Genomic DNA, 22,130 nt, shown 5'->3' with positions numbered 1-22,130 from the left:
GCTCACACCAGCTTGCAATCTGATTCGCCTTGGGGAACCAGCGCGCGAGACGAGGACAGGATGTCGGCGTAGTCGTCCGCGTCTTTCATCGCCGCCTTCTTCTTGCCGCGCACCAGCAGGTAGTTCTTGGACACCTGGTGGTCGAAAGGGCGGATCTGCTCGTCGCCGGTGAGGCCCTGGTAGCTGTGGCCTTCCAGCGCCTTCACGATCGCTGCGGGCTCATCGCTGCCGGCGCGCTTGGCGGCGTCGAACATCAGCGTGGCGACCTGGTAGTCGGCGGCCGAGTAGAAGCGCGGATTTTCCTTGAACTCGCCCCTGTAGACCCGCACGAAATCCTTGTTCGCGGGGGTGTCCAGCGTATGCCAGTACTGCAGTCCGAAGTACATGCCGTCGGTCACGTCGGCGCCGAGCGCCTGGAAGGTGTCGAGCCCGGAGAACCACGCGACCACCACCGCCATGCGCTGCTTGAGCCCGAAGGTCGCGGCCTGGCGCAGCAGGTCGAGCGTGTTGGCACCGAAGTTCAGCACCAGCAGCACGTCGGCGCCGGAGCCCATGGCGTTGCCGAGGTAGCCCGAGAACTCCTTCTCGGCCAAGGAGTGATAGCTGTTGCCCACGTGTTCCAGCTTCGTTTCCTGCATCACTGCCTTCGCGTTGCGCAGCAGCGCCTCGCCGAACACGTATTGGCCGGTGATGGTGTAGACCTTCTTCCACTTCGGGTTCTGCTGGATCAGGGGCCGCATCACCGTGTTGACCGCGCCGTAGGTCGGCAGGCCCCAGCGGAACGTGGACCGATTGCAGTCCTTGCCGGTGACCTCGTCGGCACCGACATAGGTGAAGTAGACGCCCTTGTTCTTGTCGATCTCCTTCATGATGGCCAGAGCCTCGTTCGACAGCGCGGCGCCGCCGAAGTGGCGCGCCTTGTCCTGATCGATGGCTTGCTGCACCTTGCGCACCGCGATGGCGGGGTTGCCTTCACTGTCGATCTTGCGGTAGTCGATCGGACGCCCCAGCCCGTTGCCGAAGGCCGTGACAGCCGCGCGCACGCCGAGATCGCTGTACTTGCCGCTGGTGGCGAAGTTGCCCGAGAAGGCGTTGACGCTGTAGTAGCTGAAAGGCCTGGCCTGTGCAATGGCGAAGCGCGGCAGCATCAGGGAGCCGGTCGCGGCGCTGCCCGCGACGGTGAGAAAGGAACGACGGTCCATGGTTTGTCTCCGGTGGTTTTTTGTAGGGGATGTGCGTGCCGCTCTTGCGGCTCAGGCCGGCTGCGCCGCCGCGGCCGCGGCGTGCTGGCCCACGCGGCGGCCGAAGACCAGGCCTCGCAGCACCGAAGTCGAGCCCGTGTAGACCTGGTGATAGATGCCCATGGTTTCCCCTGCGGCATACAGGCCAGCCATCACCCGGCCGTCCTGGTCGAGCACCTGCGCGTCGCTGTTGACCTTGAGTCCCCCGAAGGTGAAGCAGTTGGTGGAAATGATCGGGTAGGCCTGGAACGGGCCCTTGTCGATCGGCCGTGCCCAGTGGCTCTTGCGCACCGCAAGGCCAGTGGTGGCGCGGTGGTCGACGTGCAGCGGATCGAAGTCGCCCTCACCTTGCGGGCAGGCCGCATTGAACTCGCGCACGGTGCGCGCAAGGCTGTCCGCGGGCATGCCGATCTGGGCGGCCAGTGCCTCCAGTGTGGGAGCGCTGATGGAGGGCTGGTCGGAGCGGATGCTGGTTCGCCAGCGCGGGATGTCCTCGACCTTTGCGTCGAAAATCACGTAGCTGATGCCGTCGGGTTGATCGGCAATGCAGCGTGAGATGTTGTCGTAGTGCGCGTCGACCGTGCCAGGGGCCTCGTCGGTGAAACGGTGCCCATGCTTGTCGACCAGAATGCCGTAGGGATAGATGAAGACCACGGCTTCGGCCATCTTCGAGCGTGGGTCCACCGGCTCCGCGTGGTACGAACCGTACTCGCCGGCGGGCGCCGCGCCGGCATCCAGCGCCATGCGAATGCCTTCGCCCTTGTTGTAGTAGCCGCCGATGGCCACAGGGCGGATGTGCTTGCTGCGAACTCCTACGTAGCGGGTCATCATCTCGGGGTTGCCCTGGAAGCCGCCGCTGGCGAGCAGCACCTTCTTGGCGCGCAGCACCTCGCGCACGCCGTCGGGACGGACCGTGGCGACGCCGTTCACCGCGCCCTCCTCCCCGCGCACCAGGTCGATCGCAGTGGTCCGATAGCGAATCTCGCCACCCAGCGCGAGTGCCTTCGCGCGCAGGGTTTCTATCAGCGCCAATCCTCCGCCCATTGCCGCGATGCGCGTGGTGTTCTGCGTCAACAGATAGATTGGCTGGGGGCCGAACTTCATTCCCAATCCTTTCAGCCACGCCAGCGTCGACGGCACCGACTGCGCAAAGGCCGAGATCACTTCCGGATCGGGCAGCGAATGCGCCTTTGCGAATGCCGGCTGAAGCGCCGCGTCGTCCGTCAATGCGTTGAGCACGTTGGGATCGATGTTCCAGCCCGCGTTGTGGGCGAAATGCTCTTCGAAGTCGTCGGAGATTTCCGAATCGTTCTTCATGCGCATGTAGGCTTCGGTCCAGCGCGAGTTGCCGCCGAAGTGCTCTTCCTCCGAGCGCTCGAGGTTGATGACCTTGAGGCCCGCTTCCAGGGCAGTGACCGCGGCCGAGAGGCCCGCGACGCCGCAGCCGACGATCAGCAGGTCGGTTTCCATCTTTGAATTCATGTTGTCTCCGGGAGTGGCGCGCAGGCGCCGGGTTGGGGTCAGCCGAGCACGAACGCGTTGGTGCGTGACGGTTGCGTGGTAATCCAGACGCTCTTGCTTTGCAGGTACTCCTTGATCGCGTCCACGCCGCCCTCGCGTCCGATGCCGCTGCGCTTGTAGCCTCCGAAGGGCGTGGTGAAACTGGTGGCGCGGTAGTTGTTGACCCACACTGTGCCGGCCTTCAACCGGTCCGACATGTGGAACGCACGATGCAGGCTCTGCGTCCATACGCCCGCCGCGAGGCCGAACTGGGTGTCGTTGGCGATGCGCAGCGCGTCTGCCTCGTCGTCGAAAGGAATCACCGACAGCACGGGTCCGAAGACTTCTTCCTGCGCAATGCGCATGTCGTTGGTGACGCCCGTAAAGATGGTGGGCGCCACGAACTGGCCCTGTCCGTAGCCTTCGCCGGTGAGTGCATGGCCGCCGAGCACGCACTTGGCGCCGCCGTCCTTGGCGATCTCGATGTAGCCCAGGATCTTCTGGAACTGCGCCTTGGTAGCGATGGGCCCGACCTGGGTTTCCATCTTTGCCGGATCGCCCACGATGGCTTTGCTGGCGAGGTCGATGAGCATCGCAACGAAGCGGTCGTGAATGCCACGCTGCACCAGCAGCCGCGAGCCGGCCATGCAGGTCTGCCCGGCCGCACCGAAGATGCCGGCCACCGCGCCCATCACGGCCTGGTCCAGGTCCGCGTCATCGAAGACGATATTGGCGGACTTGCCTCCGAGTTCGAGCGTGACCTTCTTGAAATCCTTCGCGGCGATCTCGTTGATCTTCTGGCCGGCGGCGTCGCCGCCGGTGAAGGCCACCTTGGCCACCAGGGGGTGGCTCACGAGCGGCTCGCCGACTTCAGCGCCGAAGCCGGTGATGACGTTGAAAACGCCCGGCGGGAACCCTGCCAATTTGACCAAGGCAGCCAGTTCCAGCAGCGAGCTCGACGTGTATTCCGAAGGCTTGATCACCATGGTGTTGCCCGCTGCAAGCGCCGGGGCGATCTTCCACACCGTCAGGGCGAGTGGAGAGTTCCACGGTGTGATCGCCGCAACCACGCCCAGCGGTTCGTGCTTGACGTAATTGAAGACGCCGGTCTTGTTGATCGGCACCACCGCGCCTTGGACCTTGTCGGCCAGGCCGGCGTAGTAGTGGAACCATTGCGCGACGTTCTGGACCTGCCCGCTGACCTCTGCGATGAGCTTGCCGTTGTCGCGCTGCTCGGTTTCCGCAAGAACATTGATGTTCTGGCTCACCAGGTCGGCAAGCTTGCGCAGCAATGCGCCCCGCTGCGTGGCCGTTAGGTCGCGCCAAGCGGGTGCTTCAAGCGCGTCATGCGCAGCGCGTACCGCGAGTTCGACATCCGCCACCCCTCCCCTCGGAACCTCGGCCCATGCTTTTCCCGAGTAGGGCTCGGTCGATTCGAACCAGGCACCGGCGGCCGGGTTGATCCATTCGTTGTTGATGAACAGCTGGTATCGCTTCATGCGCATGTCTCTTGTGTGTCGATGGCCGAAAGTCTAGGGTAATTCTAAAATAGCGGCAAGCATTCTGTCCAGCAGAACTACAAAAGCGTGACAACCGTGGCTGCGCTCAACCTAGTCGATGTCATTGATGGTCGTGCTGCATTGGCACCACCGCAGTGATTGCGGAAGGCACCGTTGCAAGCGAGGAACGCTTGCAACAGGCTTCTATCTCACCACGCTAGCCGCGCGGCTGCGCATCCGCGGGGCCGTTGAGCCATTCCTGCTTCGACTCGAAGAGCCGATGAAGGTACTCGGTGACAGCGCGAATGCGAGCCGAGTATTGGAGGTCATGGTGCACGCTCACCCAGAGCGTCCGCGTCACCTTCGCCGTGTTGGCAAGCACCGGAACCAGCGTGTCCTCCTTCACCACGGAGAACTTGGGAAGCAGCACCAGACCGAGGCCGGACGCCGCGGCGGCCATCTGCGCGAGCATGCTGTTGGACTGGAAGCTCATCGGGGGCCTTGCGACTAGCTCATCGAGCCAGCGGACCGCGTCGAGCTGGATCAGATCGTCGAGGTATCCGACGAACTGGTGCTTGGGCAGATCGGACAGACTCGCGGGCACTCCGTGTTTTTCGAGATAGTTCGGCGAACCGTACAGGTACAACGCGAACGAGCCCGCTGGCTCGCACGCCAGGCCCTGGCCGATCGGTTTGAAAAAACTGACGAAGACATCGGCTTCCCTGCGGCTCACGTTGACGATGGAGGAAGACGTCACCAATTCCAACCGCAGCCGGGGGTACGTCCGCAGTAGCGGCGCGAGATGGCGGGCCACGAAGGTGGTGCCAATCCCTTCCATCATGGCCATACGCACGCTGCCTGAAGGCTCCCTGTCGGTTCCGCCGAGTTCCTCTTGCAGCGACAACACGGCCCGCTCCATGTTCTCGGCCTGCAGCGCGAGGACATGCGCCAGCTCGGTGGGTTTGAGTCCGGCGCGGTGACGTTCGAAGAGTGGGCCGCCCAAGCAAAGCTCCAACTGAGAGAGCCGGCGGCTGACCGTGGAATGATCGATGTGAAGCTGCCGGGCCGCCTGAGAAAGACTCCCCGTGCGGTTGATATGCAGGAACAGGCGCACATCGTCCCAATCGAGGTTGGCGAGGGGTACCTTCTTGGTCGTCATGCGGCCTTCTCGTGCGTTGTCGTATGCAATCCTGCTCCATCGGCCCGGGTGGCCGGTGGTTTCTGGATAGCATTTCACATCGAGATGGGCAACACAAGGGAAAGCGCAGCCGAGCATGGCCGCTTCTCAGTCCGGGCACAGTGCCGTGGAAGATTGCCAGGGCGAACTCAGCCCGTCGGCTGCTCGACGTGCGCCTGGCGCCGGTAGAGGAAGTCCATCAGTGCGCGCCTGCACTCCGCATAGGTCGGATCGGTCGCCAGGCTGACGCGATCGCGCGGGCGCCCGATGGGAACGTCCAGGATCTCCCCGATCCGCGCCGCGGGACCGTTGGTCATCATGACGATGCGGTCTGCAAGGAGCACCGCCTCGTCCACGTCGTGCGTGACCATGACGACGGTGCTTTCGGTTTTCTCGACGATGCCGAGCAGCTCGTCCTGCAACTTGGCGCGCGTGAGCGCGTCAAGCGCGCCGAAGGGTTCGTCCATCAGCAGGACCTGCGGTTCCATCGACAGCGCCCTGGCGATGCCGACGCGCTGCTTCATGCCGCCGGAGATTTCGCTGGGCTTCTTGTGGGCAGCCTGCGCCAGGCCGACCATCTCGAGCGCCGCCTCGGTGCGACGGTCGATCGCGGACGCAGACTCGGCACGAAACACGCTGCGCACCGCCATGCGCACGTTGTCGAAGCAGCTGAGCCAGGGCAGGAGAGAATGGTTCTGGAACACCATCGCCCGCCGAGGTCCTGGCCCACGGATCACCTCCCCATCGCAGGAGACGGTTCCCGCGGTCGGCGATGCCAGTCCCGCGAGAAGATTGAGCAACGTCGATTTGCCGCAACCAGAATGGCCGATCAGGGCGACGAACTCGCCTCTGCGGATCTCCAGGTTGATCTCGCTGAGCGCAGGAAAGTCGCCCTTGGGCGTGCTGAAGGTCTGCCGCACACCGCAAACGCGCAGGAATCCAGGCGCGGCGGTCGAGGCCGTCGAAACGGTCGGGAAAGTTGGCCGCAACATCGTCTGCCCTTTCATTCGCGGAAGCTCAGCTGCTTCATCAATGCGCCGAGCAACTGGTCGAGCACCAGGCCGACAATGCCGATCATCACGATGGCGACGATGATGCTGGAGATCTGCAGGTTGTTCCATTCGTTCCACACGAAGAAGCCGATGCCGCTCTGGCCCACCACCATTTCCGCCGCCACGATCACCAGCCACGCGATGCCGATCGAGATGCGCATGCCCGTGAGGATCATGGGAACCGCCGCCGGAAAGACGATCTTGCGCGCCCGCTCCAGCGGCGTGAGTCCGATGACGCGGCCGACGTTGGTCCAGTCCTGGCGCACGCTCGCGGTGCTGTACAGGGTGTTGATCAGGATGGGCCAGATCGAACAGATGAAGATGATGAAGATCGCCGAGGCGCCGCTGTCCTTCAGCGTGTAGAGCGCGAGCGGCATCCAGGCCATGGGCGAGACGGGCCGCAGCAGCTGGATGAAAGGATTCAGCGCCTGGCCCAGCCATGGCACCAGTCCCAGCAAGAAGCCCAAGGGGACACCGACCAGCACGGCCATCGCGTAGCCGCTGAACACGCGCCTGAGCGAATCGAGCAGGTGCCAGGCAATGCCGAGGTCGTTCTCGCCGTTGCGGCGGAATGGATCCGCAAACAGTTCGCCGGCGCGCTTGAACACGTCGACTGGGGTCGGAATGGCCGAGCGCTCCACGGATGCGCCGGGGCTCTTGCCCATCAGCTTGTCGTAGTCCGAAAGCTCGGCCGGCGCGCTGCCGCCGCCGGTGGAGGCGAGTGCCTGCCAGACGGCCAGCAAGAGCAGGCCGATCGCCAAGGTGGCCAGCCAGGAGCGTGAGGTCGAGATCGCGCCCTGCATGGTCAGGCCCTGCCCAGCGATTTCAGATATTCGGCGGGATGCTCGGAGTCGAAGCTCTTGCCCAAGATGGTTTCCTTGCGGAACCCGACCTCCGGTGCCCTGCCGCCGCGCTCCTCGATGAGGCGCTTTGCATCGGTGGCCAGCATGACCTGGCGAGCAAGCCCCTTGTAGTCCAGGTCCTCCTTGATCATGTTCCATCGGCGCATCTGGGTCAGGAGCCAGACCGCGCTCGAGTAGTGAGGAAAGGGCTGAAAGTCGATGCGACGCGGCAGCGTCTTCACGTTGCCAAGGCCGTCGGCATACCTACCGGTGAGAACCTGGTCCACGACCGTTTCGGGTTGATTGAGATACTGCGGCTGGGCAAGGATCTTGGCCATCCCCGCGCGATTGGCAGGCTCGGACACATGCAGGCTCGCCGCGATGATCGCGCGGTAGGCGGCCATGAAGCTGTTCGGATGGGCCTTGATCCAGGCCTCGGTTGCCGTCACCGAGCAACAAGGATGTTCCGGCCAGATCTCGCTCGAGACCAGGTGAATGAAACCCGCCCCTTCGTACACGGCACGCTGGCCGCCTGGCTCGCCGCCGAAGAAACCGTCGATGTTGCCCACGCGCAGGTTGGAGACGTACTCGGACGGAGGAACGACGCGGTAGGACACGTCGCGGTCCGCGTCCAGCCCTGCCGATGCGAGATAGTGCCGCAGCTGGAGCATCTGATGGGACTGCTCGAACGGCACGGCGAACCTGAAGCCCTTCCAGTTCTTCGGGTCACGGTTGTCCTTGTGCTTCATCGCAAGGACCAGCGAGTTGCCGTTCTGGTTGAGCACCGTCATCACACGGGTGGGAATGGGAGCGCCGCCGATGCCGGCGGACATGGCCAGCGCAACGGGCATCACCTGCTGGGAGATGTCCAGTTCGCCGTTGACCATCTTGTCGCGGATCAGTGCGATTCCGGCGACTTTCTGCAGGCTCAGTTCCAGCCCCTCGCGCGGGAAGAGTCCGAGTTGCTCCGCATAGATCAGCGGCGTTGCGCAGGTGATGGGCAGGAAGCCGACAGCGAGCCGCTTTTTCTCCGGCACGCCCTTGCTGCTGCGCTCCTGCGCGACGGCGGCAAGCTGGGTCAGGGGCGTGAGTGCCGTGAGTGCGGCCAGCGCCCCTGCCCTCCCCAGCGTCTTGACGAATGCCCGCCGCAGGCCGCGCTCGGGAAAGAGGCCGTGCAGCATGCCCTGGGCCATGGCGCCGGCCAGCGCGTCGCCGGCATTCGCAGGCGGATTCTCCGCAAGGCACTCCTCATCGTCACCGTGGGTACTGCCGCATGCACAGAGGCCGATGCGGGAAAGGCGAACATACTCGTGCGATGGGTCCATGGGCCCTCCAGGCTGGGTTGAACGGATCAGGTCCGCGACATGGCAATGGTGAGCATGTTCCGTGCAAATAGCCGCCGGGAAATTCACAACCTGCTGTGCACATATCCTGCATGGCCCCGTGGAGCCCGCAAAAACGCACCTCTTGTTGCGTTTTTCGAGCATCTGTGCGGCTGTACCGGCAACTATCCTGTGGGCCTCAGCAACGCACAGCGAGTACCTGACATGAGTTCATTGCCCCGGGTGAAGGTTGCCGCCGCCCACGCAGCGCCGGTGCTGCTCGACAAGACCGCCACGACCGAAAAGGCCGTGTCCATCATCAAGGAGGCCGCCCTTCATGGCGCGCAGGTGATCGCGTTCCCGGAGACGTATATCCCGGCGTTCCCGGTGTGGGCAGCCCTGTGGGCGCCCATCTACAACCACGATCTGTTCGAGGCCATGGTCGAGAACAGCGTCTACGTGCCGGGGCCCGAGGTGGCCTTGATTGCCGCAGCCGCCAAGCGCTTTGGCGTGTGCGTGTCGATGGGCATCAGTGAACGCAGCACCGTGAGCGCCGGCTGCATCTGGAACTCGAACATCCTGATCGGCGAGTCGGGCGAGTTGCTCAACCATCATCGCAAGTTGGTGCCGACCTTCTACGAGAAGCTGGTCTGGGCGGCAGGCGACGGACAGGGACTTCGCGTCGCCGAGACCCGCTTCGGACGCATCGGCGGCTTGATCTGCGGCGAGAACACCAACCCGCTCGCGCGCTTTTCGCTCATGGCGCAGGCAGAGCAGATTCATATCTCCAGCTGGCCGCCGATGTGGCCCACGCGGAAGCCCTCGGGCGGCGGAAACTTCGACAACGTGGCGGCGAACCGCATCCGGGCGTCCGCCCACTCGTTCGAAGCCAAGGCGTTCGGGATCATCTGCGCGAGCTTCATGGACAAGGCAATGCGTGACTTCCTGGTGGATCGCGATCCGGGCGTGGCAGAGGTGGTCGACGGCACGCCGCGTGCCGCATCGATGTTCGTGGACCCCACCGGCACGCAGATCGGCGACACGCTCCAGAACGAAGAAGGGATCGCCTACGCCGAGTTCGACCTGAACAAGTGCATCGAGCCGAAGCAGTTCCATGACGTGGTGGGCTACTACAACCGATTCGACGTCTTCTCTCTGGGTGTCGAACGCCGCCGCCATGAGCCGGTCGCGTGGTCAGGACCGTCAGATCCGCAGTTTCCGCGGCTGCTCGACGATGAGATAACTGCCGGGGTCCTGGATGAATAGCCTCGATTTCCTGCCACCGCTGCCTGAAGGCGCGGAGCGATCAGTCATCATTGGCCGGTCTCCCGGATTCCATCTGAAGCCGCCACCCGCCCCTGCGGCGCTGCGCGACTTCATCACCTCCGATGCGCAGCTCTTCGAGACCATCCACATGGGCTCCGTCGAAGTCGACGTCAACCGCTGGCGGCTGCAGGTGGACGGGCTCGTCCGCAGGCCCTTCTCGATCGGGCTGGACGATCTCAGGCGGCTGCCTTCCGTCTCCGTCACCGCCTTTCACGAGTGCTTTGGCAGCCCGCTGGTACCGGCCGATGGCAACCTCTGGCGCGTAGGCAACGTCCGCTGGACCGGTGTGCCGCTGGCCGTGCTGCTCAAGCACGCGCAGCTCGATACGGGTGCCACCCATGTCTGGTCAGACGGCCTGGACAGCGGCGAGTTCGGCGGCCGAAGCATGAATCGGTATCGCAAGGATCTGCCGATCTCGAAAGCGCTTTCTCGCGAAGTGCTCGTGGCATACGAGATGAATGGCGCACCGCTGACCCGCGAGCGGGGCGGCCCGGTTCGCCTGGTGGTGCCAGGCTGGTTCGGCACCAACATGACGAAGTGGCTCTGCCGGCTGTCGGTCCAAGGCCAGCGTGCGGACTCCCCCTTCACGACCCTTTGGTACAACCGCGACAGCGAGCACGAAGGCAAAGTCGATCGAGAACCGGTGTGGGCTGTCGAGCCTAATTCGATGATCACCCATCCGGCACCCGGCGACACCGTCTCCACAGATGCGGTGGAAGTCAAGGGCTGGGCCTGGAGCAACAACGGCATCGGTGGCGTGGCGCTCAGCGCTGATGATGGGGAAACTTGGCACGAGGCCGAGGTCCGGCCGCGCCGGGAATTCGAATGGCAGCAGTTCGCGGCGACGCTTGCGCTGCCGCGAACCGCCGGCCCGGTGAGCATCATCGCGAGAGCGCGGGACGCCGATGGATCGATGCAGCCATTAAGCGGAACACGAAGCGCGGCCCATTCGGTCCAGATTGAAAGGCTTCTACCGGACGCTAAAACAGCGGACGCTGGAACCTAAGCCTCAATTCGGTATTTGCGCGACGCAGCTACGTTGGCCCCGTCGTCTCCAAGATCCCACCAAATTCCGGCCATCACAGCCAAGGCCTCACGCGCCACCGAGCCCAACAGGTGTTCGTTCGGCGCATGCTGCGAGCACGCAGCATACGAATGGGGAACCCATACCGTAGGTAGGTCAAGAGTTTCAGCAAAGATAGCATTGGGAACGGTGCCGCCAATATTCGGCAGCAGTGCAGGCTTCTTCCCCGTGGTCGCTTCGATGGAGCGAAGTGTCCATTCGACCCAGGGATCATTCAGATCCAGGCGAGTTGCGGTTCCGGCGGGCTGCACTGTTACCTTCACGGACGAGATCCCATTGGCGGCAAGGTGCTCTTCGATGTGCCGGTGCGCGTTTTCCCAGTCGGTGCCGACGACGTACCTCAATTGGCAGTGCGCCCGTGCCGTTGGTGGGATCGCACCGACGGGTGCGTCAGGGTTGCCCGCCTTGAACGCGATCACCTCCAACGCGTTCCATGCCCAGACCCTTTCGGCGGGGGTCATCCCAGGCTCGCCCCAAGATGGGTCTACCGCGGGGGCGTGCTCGTCTCCTCCGAGCACGAGATCCGAAATCGCGGCGCGCACATCGGGAGAGACGGGAGGAGGAAGTAGCCCTTTCACAAGAATGCGGCCATCCTTGTCGATGAGCGTCGCAATCGCATGCGCCAGAACGACGGCGGGGTTGCGTAGCGCGCCTCCCCAGTTGCCGGAGTGATGTGCGCCGTCCCGAAGATTGACCTCGAGCTGGAAGTTGAGCTCGCCGCGCGAACCGAGAAAAACGGTCGGCCTGTCCGCGGCAACGCGGGGCCCGTCGGACGCCAGGAAAAGATCCCCCGCCAGAAAGTCCTTCTCGGCTGCGCAAAGGGCACCAAGCCCGGGCGAGTCGATCTCCTCGCCGGTTTCGAAAATCAGCTTGATGTTGAAGCCCACTTCTCCCTCGCGTGCCGCGATCACCGATTCAAGTGCAGCGATGTTGATCGAATGCTGCCCCTTGTTGTCGGCGGTGCCGCGTCCATACCAGCGATCTCCTTCGACGACCACCTTCCAAGGCTCAAGACCTTTTCGCCATTGGTCGTCGTAGCCACGGACAACGTCTCCGTGCGCGTAAGTGACGACTGTCGGGAGGCTCTCCCCTTCGATCCGTTCTGCCAGAAGAACCGGAGCGTCGACGCCCGCCGGGTTGGCGACGATCCGGGATGTGAAGCCAAGGCGACCCAGGGTCGGGGCAATCTCATCCCGCAAATACGCGTGAAGTTGCGAGGCGCTGCTTTCGACCTGGCTTTCGGTGCGGTACGAGACACGGCGATTCAAGTCGGCGAGGAATCGGCCCGAGTCGAACGTTTCCAGCGCCGCTGAAATCGCCGATTCTCGAGTGGAGTGGTTGGGATGATGCATTTCAGGTCGGCCCCTATTCGATCGGATAGACCATCGCGTGCGCCGTGTCGAGATCGACTTCAACGCGTTGTCCCGCATGAAACAAGTGCCTGTCCGGCGTCATCTGCGAGCGGGAGAGAAGCCGAACGTCACCGACCTCGACGAGCACCACCTGGGTCGTCCCGGCGTACGCGGATTCAACCACGCGAGCAGGACCATCCTCCGACAGTCGCAGTTGCACGTTCTCTGGGCGAATTGCAAGGCGGCCAGAGGTTGAACGGGTGAGGACCCGTTCAACGGGTATCGACCTGCGAATTCGCAGCGAGGCGATCTCTGCGTTGACGTCCGTCCCAGCCAGCGACAACACCACGGGCAGGAAGCTGGTTTCCCCGATGAAGTCCGCCACGAATGCGCTCGCCGGGCTCTCATAGAGATCGCGGGGAGATCCAAATTGCTGCAAACGGCCTCCTTCGAGAACCGCGACCCGATCTGCCATCGACAGCGCTTCTTCCTGGTCATGGGTCACGAAGATGATCGTGCTCCCGATCTGCCGGTGGATCTGCTTGATCTCCAGCTGCAATTGCTGGCGCAGCTTGCGATCCAGCGCCCCCAGTGGCTCGTCCATGAGCAAGAGCGGCGGCTTGAATACCAGGGCGCGCGCGAGAGCCACCCGCTGCTGCTGTCCACCGGACAGTTGGGCTGGAAGCCTGTTCCTCAGGCTTCCGAGCGCCACCAGGTCCAGTGCCTTGGCCACCTCTGCCTCAACCTCCTTGCCCCTCAATCCGCGGCGGAAGAGTGGGTACGCCACATTTTCAGCGACCGTCATGTGTGGAAACAGTGCATAGCGCTGGAACACCACTCCGAAGCCGCGTTTGTATGCAGGCTGGTCGTTGACGCGTACACCTTTCACCAGAAGGTCGCCCGAGCTCGGTGTTTCGAAACCCGCGATCATCATGAGCAAGGTCGACTTGCCGGAACCACTGGGCCCGAGAAGCGCGACGAACTCCCCTGGTTCGACAGTGAGCGAGACGTCGTCGAGCGCCTTGAACGCTCCATATGACTTCGAGACATTCGCAACGCTGACCCCCGCGCTTCGCCTCCCCGCTTGGGCCTCGGGAATGTCGCGAACCGATTCCATGCGGCCAGTCATCATGCTTTCACCCCAGTTTCAAAAATCTTGCGGGGCGTGCGAGTCAATCGCTCGGCGCCGGATTCGGTCACCAGGACCGTCTCGCTGACGGCCAGGCCGCGAGCGGAGGTGTACATGTGGAACACCATGCCATTCTCGAGCAGCCAAGTGGCGGTCGGCACGAAAGACCTGTAGAGATCGCTCACACGCTGAGACGAGGATGCCGAAAATCCCAAGGTATAGCCCGTGATGTTTTCATAGTCGGGTCTCAGGCCCGCCGACAGGACGCCCTGCCGCACGATGGCGTCGACATCGGCTGCTACTGCGCCAGGGCGCATGGCTCTGAACTGCTCATCCTGAAGCGCACAGAGGGCCGCGAAGGTTGACTTCTGGTCGTCGGTAGCCCGCCCCACGGCCACGGTGCGCATGATCCGCACCGAGTAGCCCTTGAGTTTCGGCAGAAGCTCGACGTGAACCAGCGCCCCGTCTCCGATCGGCTCGTCACTCATTGAGCTGTGCAGACAATCCCAGTCCGAACCAGCCGTCACGTAGCCAACGAAACCATCGTCGAAACCAAGCCGGTAATACTCGGCGGCGGCAACGGCGGCAACGTCTCGCTGCGAGGCGTCTGGCCGAATGGCATCGGCCACTTTCAAGACTGCGCGATCCAGCAAGTTCGCAGCCACACGAAGGTGTTCGACCTCTTCGTTCGACTTGCATCGGCGCGCGTCCCACACTGCCCGTTCCAGGTCGCAAAAAATAGACTCTGGAAGGGCGTGCGCGAGGAGGTCTTGCCGCTGACGGGTGAAGGAGTGGGACTGGAAGTCGACACCGATTCGCGCGTGTGCCCCCCGGGACCTCAGCGCGGCGGCCAAAACCGAGACAGGCTCCTCCCAGTCAGAGAAAGCGACGAAGTCTTGCAGCCAGCTCTTCGCACGTGCTGGCGCCCTGTCGAGTTTTCGGATCAGGAGAAAGGGGTCACCGACCACCGGAACGAGGCACGCGCGCCACAGGTTCTCTCCGACGGCGTAGCCGGAGAGCCAGCCCATGGTCTCGGGCTCGTCCAGGATCGCCCAGTCGAGATGACGAGCGCGCATCACGTCTTGCACCATGCAGAGGCGCCGACGGTACTCCTCGACGGAGAAAGCAAAGAGTCCAATGCTGCTCATGTTCAGATGTCCTTCCGATGCGAGCGATGGTGGAGAGCCGCTGACACAAACGTCTTGACCGCGACGAGCGCCGCCAGGCTCGCCAGAAAGAGCACGGCTACGACGGCGATCTGCGGACTGATTTCGAGGCGGATGTCATCCCACATGCGGATCGGCAGGGGCGTTGAGGATGGACCGCTCACAAACAGGCCGTAGACCACGTCGTCGAATCCCGTGATGAACGCGAATACGAGCGCACTGGCCAGCGAGGGAAGCAGCAGCGGGAGTGTCACGGTACGCAACGCGGTGAGCGGATGCCCGCCGAGGCTGATTGCTGCCTGTTCCAGGCTCCGATCGAACTTCTTGAGGCCTGCGATCAGGATGACGACCACGTACGGCGTTGCGATGATGGTGTACGCAAGCACGAATGCAGTCGCTGTGCCGATGAGCGGGGTCTGTGCAAAGCTGAAGAAGAAGGCCACCGCCATGACCACGTGAGGAACGATCATCGGAGAAATCAGCAGAAGATAGAGCGGAACCCGGCCAACGAAGCGAAACCGCACGAGTGCAAATGCGATGGGTACGCCGATCGTGATGGCCAGAAGCGAGGCCAGGAGCGCCGTACGGCCGCTGAACGAAAGCGCGCTCAGCCATTGGGAGTTGCTGAAGAACTTGGTGAACCATCGCAGCGAGTAACCGGGCGGTGGAAAGCTCAAGTAGGCGGCGTCGCTGAACGCAAGCGGGATCACCACCACAAACGGAAGGACAAGCAGGGTGAGCGTGAATGCCGACAGCAGTACGAGCAGCGGTGAACGAACCGAAGAGATCACCTCAAGCGCGCGCTGAAGGCCTTTTTCGAGAGGCGCAGGTATACGCGCAGTTGCGGAAAGATCTCGAACCTTCTTCGCCGCTTGGCTGGACTGCGATTCGTCCTCCAGCTCCGTCGCAACCTTGGTGCGGAAGATCACGAAGACCGTTGCAACCATCGCGAGCAAGACTGTCGCCTGGGCGGCAGCAGCCTCGAACTCACCGAGGGTCAGGACTCGGATGGTGATGCCCTGCGCAATCATGTAATCGTTCGGACCGCCAAGAAGTGCGGGGGTGATGTAAAAGCCCAGGCAGGAGAGAAACACGAGGGTGCAGCCGCTGACAATACCGGGCATGGAACTGGGGAGCGTGATGCGCAGGAAGGCATCTGCCGGCGAACTTCCCAAGCTTTGGGCGGCGATGCTCAGCTTCCGGTCGAAACGAGCGAGTGCGGCATACAGCGGAAACACCATCAGTGGCAGTTGCACCTGGATCATTCCGATATACACGCCGATCTTGTTGAAGACCAGGCGCAGCGGTTCCGAAACGATCCCAAGGTACAGCAGCAACTGGTTGATCAGGCCGGCAGGACTCAGCAGGACGGTCCATGCGTATGTCCGGATCAAGATACTGGTCAGGTATGGGAGAGTGACCAGCACCAAGAGGAGGCTTGCGAGCCATGGAGGGCACCGAGAGATTGAATATGCGAGCGGATAGGCCAGGATCAGGCAGGCCAGTGTCACCACGACCGCCAGCAGCAGCGTCTGAAACAGGACCCAGACAAAAACCCCTGAGCTCGCGATCTCCTGGTAGTGCAGCAGCGACCAAGTGCTCTCGTTGCGAAAGCTCTTGAGTACCAGTTGGGCTACCGGAAAGAGATATCCCGCCGCGAATATCGCCAATGCCGGCACGACCAAGAGCAGGATCATTGGCGCACGGCTATGGCGTGCGCTTTTCCAACCAAGCTTCATGAGAACTTCCGAATGGCTCTAGAGCCGTGTGCAACCGACGATTCGATGCGCCAGATGGACCGTTCAGCGCGCACCGACCAGCCACCGCTCCCATTCCGCCACCGCGGTGAGGTTGTTGGGGCGACCGTTCTTGCCCAGCGCGTTCCAGAAGGCGTAGTCCTGAACGATCTGCTGCTTTTTGAATTCGGCGTACGTCGGCAGCATCTTTGCGCGTTCCGCAGGGATGAAGTCGTAGGCGCGCGAGTTCGGCGGCGCGTACAGAATGTGCTTGGAGAAGTTCGCCTGCACCTCTGCGCGCGACATGAAAGCGAGCAGCTTGTTCGCGTTGTCAACGTTCTTGGAACCTTTGAGAACCACCCAGCTGTCGTATTGCAGGATGCCTTGGTTCCAGGTGAAGCCAATCTTCTGGCTCTTCTCGTTGGCAGCGTAGATTCGCCCGTTCCATCCGCTGCCGGCGGTCACCTGCTTGTCGATCAGCAGCTGAGGGCCCTCGGCACCGCTGTTCCACCATTTCACGATCTCGGGCTTGATGCGGGAAAGGCTCTTGAATGCGCGATCCCAATCGATCGGATAGATCTTGGCGGGGTCCACACCGTCTGCCAGCAGAGCCGCCTCGAAGACAGCACCGTCCGGCCCGCGTGTCCCCGTACACAGGGTGCGCCCGCCCGGAAACTTCTTCGTGTCCCACACATCGGCCCAGGAAGAGATCGAGTTGCTGCCGAACTTCGCGGGATCGTACGCAATCAGCAGGGAGTAGATGATGTGAGGGACGGTGAACTTGCCTGTAGCAACGGGGTTGAAGGCATCCAGATCGGCCTTGTTGAAGTACCCGTAGTCGATCGGAACCAGGAGGTTCTCGCGCTCGAAGGCCGTGGTATTGCCGCCCGTCAAGATGGTCACGTCGTACCGCGGGGACCCGGCCAGCGCGCTGGCGCGAACAGCGCCCAGGTCAGTACGCGGCTGCGCGATGACCTTGATGCCGGTCTCCTTCTCGAAGGGGTCGAAAAGCGCCACTCGCTTGGCCTCCCCCCACGATCCGCCGCCGTCGTACACGACGACCTCACCGGTGCCCTTGAGACTTTGGGCCAGTGCCGGTACTGCGAGGAACGACGGCGCAATGGCTGCACCCCCGGCTCCTGCCACACCCTTCAAAATTTGGCGGCGATTGATGGTCATGAGCTTGTTCCTCTAAATGGTCAGTCTGCTGAACTTTGTGGGCCCCCGGTGTGATGAATTAGGTTTTACGCCCATCGCCGCCATCGGTGAGGAGAATTCTGGTGGGCACAGGGCGGAGAAAATCACCGATCCCCCTTGTGGTTGCGGAAGATCGACGCGTTGTGGCCCGGTAATTTGCACGTATGGTGCTAGGCACTGTCCTGGAGCAGCAGGCCCGTTATAAAAACGACTCAGCGCACTGTTTCGGTCATTGCTCAGCGAGAGGAACGTTCAGCGTGACCTTGACACGCTGCATGGCGACATAGGTCCTGAACCCCTTGACGTTCCCAGAGCTGAAGAAGAGGTCGCGGGTGAGTTGCTCGTACTCCGTCATGTCCTTGACGACCATCACCAGAACGAAGTCGTACTCCCCCGTGACGTAGTAAACCTGCTGTACCTGCGGACAGTCGGCAAAACGTGTCTTCACCTCGTCGAGTAAGTCAAGCCTCTCGCTCTCGAGCTTGACTTCAACGACGATCGTGATGGGATGTCCGACGGACGAAGGATCAACGATACACACGGTGCCGGCGATCACCCCCGCAGATTCGAGAGCTGCAATTCGACGATTGACCGCCGATGGAGACAGATTGACGGCCTCCGACAGTTCGCGCTGGGAAATCTTGCTGTCCCTCTGGAGCAAGCCCAAGATCTTGACGTCGTAGTTATCGAGGTGCATGACATCCATTATCTGCGCCGCAATGGCCAAGGCGAGGAGCGCCCGGGCACGCAACAGCCTTCCATTGTTCTCCCTGAATCTGGTTCGTTGTCCTGTTTTTGCTGTCCAGATCGCGCCAAGCAACACAAGAAGCGGTCCTAGGATTCATGAACTCCTGGCGTTCAAGCCAAGGGGGCGAAATCCAACCAACGGAATCCAAGATGCTGATTGCCAATGAGCGCGCCACGCGCAGCGCCTATCCCAGTGAACTCCATTCGGTGATGTCCATCGCCAAGGCCCAGGAAAGCCGCGACTGGATCTCGTCATGGAACAGTTTGAATCCGGGGTCCACGCCGTTGTACGAACTCAATGGCCTGGCTCGCAGCCTCGGGATCGGAAAGCTTTATCTGAAGGATGAGTCCGTCCGATCCGATCTCGGGAGTTTCAAGGCGCTTGGGGCGCCGATCGCATTGGCCCGGCTGATCCTTCGCTTGTGGCCGGATCACAACCTGGATCCGAAGCTGCTTTTCAACGGCGGCTACAGATCGTTGCTGGAAGCCTTTACGGTGATCAGCGCGACAGATGGCAATCACGGCAAAGGCCTTGCGGCGGCAGCGCAGACCATGGGCTGCCGTTGTGTGATCGTCCTCCATGCGAATGTGAGCGAGGAACGGGAGCAGGCGATCGCCAAGTTTGGCGCCAAGGTGATGCGCGTCCAGGGGAACTACGACGCTTCTGTCGAGGAAGCTGCTCGTCTCGCCAACGCCAACGATTGGCATGTTGTTTCAGACACTTCATACGACGGCTACGAAGAGGTGCCGCGGGACGTCATGCAAGGGTACGGCACCGTCGCCGCCGAAATTGTTGAAGCATCAGGGAGCGACCAGGCGGTGCCGTTCACGCATGTCTTTCTTCAAGGTGGCGTTGGCGGACTCGCGGCAGGAATCTTGAGCTACTTTTGGGAGTCCTACGGGGCGCGTCGCCCCACCGTGATCATCGTTGAGCCGGTGCAGGCCGACTGTCTTTTTCAAAGTGCGTTGCGCGGCGTTGCGTCCAAGGCAACGGGCTCGGTCGACTCGGTCATGGCTGGCCTGGCCTGCGGCGAAGCATCTCCACTTGCGTGGAGATTTCTTGTGTCCGGGGCTGACTACTTCATGACCATCACCGATGATGATGCGGTCGCTGCGATGCGGCTCCTGGCGATCGGCAATGCACTGGATCTCCCTGTGGTTTCTGGTGAGTCAGGCGCAGCGGGCCTGGCAGGCCTCGTCGAACTCCGAAGCCACGCGGCACAAGCTGCCACGGTTGGGCTGGGGCCCGATGCGCGCGTGCTGCTGATCAGTACCGAAGGTGCCACTGCCCCTGCCGCCTATCAGGCGCTAGTCGGACAGTCTGAAGCGCAGGTGCTGGCACGCCAAAGAAGTAGCGTGATGCTCAGCCGCAGCACCTGATCAAGTACCGTATTCGCCCGGCGGAGGGCGCACTTCAGCACTCGGCCATCACGGCCGCCAACACACGCACCTCGGCCGCAGGGCTGCATCGCGGTGGACGGCCGCTGATACGCTTCGATGAGTATGCCGGATTTGCCTTCGGCCTTCTCGCAACCCCCCAAAAGGTGACCGGCGAGTTGCCTGCGACTCTCAAGGCCGCTTTGCAGCCGGTCGGTGTCCAGACGCGCGCTGGGGCTGGGTTTTTATGCAAGCCACCGTGCAAGTTTACGGGTGCCGGCTTGCATGCTTCTCGCATGCGTGATGGGAATCTCAACCCGTTCTGCTTTAGGAGTTTTCATGTCTATCCCCCGGAGAACCGCTCTCAAAACGGCATGCGCATCGGCCATCGGCTGCATGAGTGCCACACCCTGGATCTTGGCGCGCGCCAACCAAGCGCTCAAGATCGTTTCGCCTTTTAACGCGGGCGGGGTTAATGACGTATTGGCACGAGCCTTGGCTAAACCACTGGGCGACCTGCTGCACCAAAACGTAATTGTGGAGAACAGACCTGGTGCGGGCGGCAGCATCGGTGCCGGTTATGTCGCTCGCTCGGCCCCTGACGGCAACACCTTGCTTCTGGCCATCGTCGATACGCAGTCGATTATTCAGTTCATCTACCGCAAACTGCCTTACAACCCCGAAATCGATTTGCGCCCGGTGAGTTTGGTCTCCCATATTCCCATCGTGCTGATGGTGGGCCAATCACTGGACCAGATCCGCAATGTCGCGGATTTAACCCGGCTGGCCAAGAGCCGGCCCGGCGGCATCAGCTATGCCAGCTGGGGCGTGGGCAGCATCGTCCATCTCGCCATGGAACGGCTGGCAACGGCCGTGGGCCTTGAACTGCTCCACGTGCCTTTTTCGGGCCAAGCACCCGCCGTGCAAGCTGTGCTCAGCAAACAGGTGGACATGATGTTCGTCCCTGCGGGCGCCGCCGACGCCGCATCCAAGGATGGCCGGGCCAGGATTCTGGCGAGTGCAACGGCCACTCGCCTGGACCTGTTGCCGCAGGTTCCTACACTCAAGGAGCTGGGCATCGACCTGTCGATGGCGCTCTGGCAAGCGCTGTATGCGCCGGCCGGCACATCTGCTGCAAAGTTGAACGAACTGACGAGTGCCGTGCACAAGGCCATGCAGGACAAGGCGTTTGTCGACGTACTGCGTGTGCAAGGCGCTAAGCCTGATCCCACCTCCGGCGACGGATTGCGCAAGCTGCAGAGCGAAGAGCGACAGGTGTACGGCGCACTGGTCAAGCGACTCGACATCCGGATCGACTAGGTGTGATGCCTCAATAGGTTGTTCACGCCGAAAGGTTCGGGAGACGGGCGAGTTTGCCAAAACTTGCCCATCCTTGGGCATCAAGCACTCATTCACCAGGCCCGCGTGCGCTGATTCTCGGCCTGCTGTGAGTGCGATTTAAGGATGGCCTTTAACCTGCGGCGTGGACCCGGTCGCCGCCGCTAGCAGTGGCACTAGGTCCAACACCATCGCATTCGAGCCACCTTCATCAAGCGCTTGAGCAAAGGTTTGATGGATAGCCTCAGCGATGAGGCTTACTGCCCCGGTGTCGTTGGCCATTGTGTTGTAGTACCCCAGGTCCTTTTTGGCGTTCGACATGGCGAAACGCAATCCTGACGAATCGCCAGAGGCGAGGTATGGCCTCAGGCGTTCCAATGCCGCCCCTCCCCCTCCGCCCTTCGCCAAGATGTCCACGAATACTTCGGATGCGATACCGGAGCGCTGAGCACAAGCGGCGGCTTCGCACAGGAGAGCAACGAATCCGAGAGAAACGTAGTTATGAAGCAGCTTCATGCGATGACCCGCGCCGATCGGCCCTGCATGGTTGATGTTTTCGGCGAACGTCGCCAGCAGTGGACGGCACTGATTGAACAAATCCTCATCTCCACCGACCAGCAGATTGAGCCGACCCTCGGCAGCCTCCTTCGGTGTTCGGGTCATTGGCGCGTCAAGGAATAGACCCCCGGCGGCCTTCACCGCCTCCGCAATCCGCTCGGTGGACGAGGGCACGGCCGTCGAACAGTCAATGATTACCGTTTCTTGGCGAAGCCCCTGCAACACGCCCCCGTCGCCTAGCAATACCGCTTCCACCTGCGGCGTACCCGTCACGCAGAGGATGACGACTTCCGAGGCCGCTGCCAGTTTCGCGGCGCTGGTCTGCGTCGTCGCCCCCGCCGCCTTCAGCTGGTCCAAAGGCTGGTTGCCGGAGTGTTCGAGCACCGTCAGGGCATAACCGTGCTTGAGGATGTTCTGGGCGACGCCATGCCCCATCAAACCGATGCCGATCATTCCAATGTTCTTCATGTCAGTTCCCTAGTGCTAA

The 22,130-nt window shown here is 62.4% G+C and carries 18 protein-coding genes; 4 read left to right on the top strand and 14 right to left on the bottom strand.

Annotated elements, in window-relative coordinates; translation table 11 throughout:
• Nucleotides 1-2: 2 nt before the first annotated feature.
• From ACAM58_RS29015 to ACAM58_RS28985, 7 genes are all read right to left on the bottom strand, one after another.
• Nucleotides 3-1,202 (bottom strand): ABC transporter substrate-binding protein, encoded by a 1,200-nt coding sequence (locus ACAM58_RS29015; protein WP_369665046.1) that lies wholly within the window; start codon nucleotides 1,200-1,202, stop codon nucleotides 3-5.
• Between the two features lie 51 nt (nucleotides 1,203-1,253).
• On the bottom strand, nucleotides 1,254-2,723 hold the full coding sequence (locus ACAM58_RS29010; RefSeq protein ID WP_369665045.1) for an FAD-dependent oxidoreductase: 1,470 nt from the start codon (nucleotides 2,721-2,723) through the stop codon (nucleotides 1,254-1,256).
• Between the two features lie 38 nt (nucleotides 2,724-2,761).
• Nucleotides 2,762-4,240: an aldehyde dehydrogenase gene (locus tag ACAM58_RS29005; RefSeq protein ID WP_369665108.1), complete on the bottom strand. Its 1,479-nt coding sequence runs from the start codon at nucleotides 4,238-4,240 to the stop codon at nucleotides 2,762-2,764.
• 217 nt (nucleotides 4,241-4,457) lie between these two features.
• On the bottom strand, nucleotides 4,458-5,399 hold the full coding sequence (locus ACAM58_RS29000; RefSeq protein WP_369665044.1) for a LysR family transcriptional regulator: 942 nt from the start codon (nucleotides 5,397-5,399) through the stop codon (nucleotides 4,458-4,460).
• Between the two features lie 167 nt (nucleotides 5,400-5,566).
• Entirely contained in the window at nucleotides 5,567-6,409 is an 843-nt protein-coding gene (locus tag ACAM58_RS28995) for an ABC transporter ATP-binding protein (protein WP_369665107.1), read from the bottom strand.
• Between the two features lie 11 nt (nucleotides 6,410-6,420).
• On the bottom strand, nucleotides 6,421-7,272 hold the full coding sequence (ntrB, locus tag ACAM58_RS28990) for a nitrate ABC transporter permease (protein WP_369665043.1): 852 nt from the start codon (nucleotides 7,270-7,272) through the stop codon (nucleotides 6,421-6,423).
• Nucleotides 7,273-7,274: 2 nt separating this feature from the next.
• Nucleotides 7,275-8,636 (bottom strand): CmpA/NrtA family ABC transporter substrate-binding protein, encoded by a 1,362-nt coding sequence (locus tag ACAM58_RS28985; RefSeq protein ID WP_369665042.1) that lies wholly within the window; start codon nucleotides 8,634-8,636, stop codon nucleotides 7,275-7,277.
• A gap of 222 nt (nucleotides 8,637-8,858) precedes the next feature.
• On the opposite strand from ACAM58_RS28985, the gene ACAM58_RS28980 reads away from it, so the two are divergent.
• Together ACAM58_RS28980 and ACAM58_RS28975 are read left to right on the top strand one after the other, a co-directional pair.
• Complete coding sequence (locus ACAM58_RS28980) at nucleotides 8,859-9,899, top strand: carbon-nitrogen hydrolase family protein (protein ID WP_369665041.1); 1,041 nt, start codon at nucleotides 8,859-8,861, stop codon at nucleotides 9,897-9,899.
• Nucleotides 9,892-10,965: a molybdopterin-dependent oxidoreductase gene (locus tag ACAM58_RS28975; RefSeq protein WP_369665040.1), complete on the top strand. Its 1,074-nt coding sequence runs from the start codon at nucleotides 9,892-9,894 to the stop codon at nucleotides 10,963-10,965. Before ACAM58_RS28980 ends, ACAM58_RS28975 begins: the two co-directional genes overlap by 8 nt.
• On the opposite strand, the gene ACAM58_RS28970 is transcribed toward ACAM58_RS28975, so the two are convergent.
• The 6 genes from ACAM58_RS28970 to ACAM58_RS28945 form a co-directional block, all read right to left on the bottom strand.
• On the bottom strand, nucleotides 10,962-12,395 hold the full coding sequence (locus ACAM58_RS28970; protein ID WP_369665039.1) for a M20 family metallopeptidase: 1,434 nt from the start codon (nucleotides 12,393-12,395) through the stop codon (nucleotides 10,962-10,964). The genes ACAM58_RS28975 and ACAM58_RS28970 overlap by 4 nt on opposite strands.
• A 13-nt stretch (nucleotides 12,396-12,408) precedes the next feature.
• Complete coding sequence (locus tag ACAM58_RS28965; RefSeq protein ID WP_369665038.1) at nucleotides 12,409-13,527, bottom strand: ABC transporter ATP-binding protein; 1,119 nt, start codon at nucleotides 13,525-13,527, stop codon at nucleotides 12,409-12,411.
• Nucleotides 13,524-14,672, bottom strand: a complete 1,149-nt coding sequence (locus ACAM58_RS28960) for a M24 family metallopeptidase (RefSeq protein WP_369665037.1) — start codon at nucleotides 14,670-14,672, stop codon at nucleotides 13,524-13,526. Before ACAM58_RS28960 ends, ACAM58_RS28965 begins: the two co-directional genes overlap by 4 nt.
• A 2-nt stretch (nucleotides 14,673-14,674) precedes the next feature.
• Nucleotides 14,675-16,429 carry an ABC transporter permease subunit gene (locus ACAM58_RS28955; protein WP_369665036.1) on the bottom strand — a complete coding sequence of 585 codons (1,755 nt, stop codon included), beginning with the start codon at nucleotides 16,427-16,429 and terminating at the stop codon, nucleotides 14,675-14,677.
• A gap of 63 nt (nucleotides 16,430-16,492) precedes the next feature.
• Nucleotides 16,493-17,605: an ABC transporter substrate-binding protein gene (locus tag ACAM58_RS28950; protein ID WP_369665035.1), complete on the bottom strand. Its 1,113-nt coding sequence runs from the start codon at nucleotides 17,603-17,605 to the stop codon at nucleotides 16,493-16,495.
• A gap of 247 nt (nucleotides 17,606-17,852) precedes the next feature.
• Nucleotides 17,853-18,320 carry an Lrp/AsnC family transcriptional regulator gene (locus tag ACAM58_RS28945; protein WP_369665106.1) on the bottom strand — a complete coding sequence of 156 codons (468 nt, stop codon included), beginning with the start codon at nucleotides 18,318-18,320 and terminating at the stop codon, nucleotides 17,853-17,855.
• 200 nt (nucleotides 18,321-18,520) lie between these two features.
• On the opposite strand from ACAM58_RS28945, the gene ACAM58_RS28940 reads away from it, so the two are divergent.
• Entirely contained in the window at nucleotides 18,521-19,750 is a 1,230-nt protein-coding gene (locus ACAM58_RS28940) for a diaminopropionate ammonia-lyase (protein WP_369665034.1), read from the top strand.
• A 393-nt stretch (nucleotides 19,751-20,143) separates the two neighbouring features.
• A complete protein-coding gene (locus ACAM58_RS28935; protein WP_369665033.1) occupies nucleotides 20,144-21,067 on the top strand; it encodes a Bug family tripartite tricarboxylate transporter substrate binding protein in 924 nt (307 codons plus the stop codon).
• Between the two features lie 138 nt (nucleotides 21,068-21,205).
• Here ACAM58_RS28935 and ACAM58_RS28930 read toward each other — a convergent pair whose 3' ends face one another.
• Entirely contained in the window at nucleotides 21,206-22,111 is a 906-nt protein-coding gene (locus ACAM58_RS28930) for an NAD(P)-dependent oxidoreductase (protein WP_369665032.1), read from the bottom strand.
• Nucleotides 22,112-22,130 lie beyond the last annotated feature (19 nt).

This window comes from Variovorax sp. V116 (assembly GCF_041154435.1).
Classification (GTDB): Bacteria; Pseudomonadota; Gammaproteobacteria; order Burkholderiales; family Burkholderiaceae_C; genus Variovorax; species Variovorax paradoxus.
Note: the sequence above shows the minus strand (reverse complement) of the source record. Positions and strands in the feature narration are given on the sequence as shown.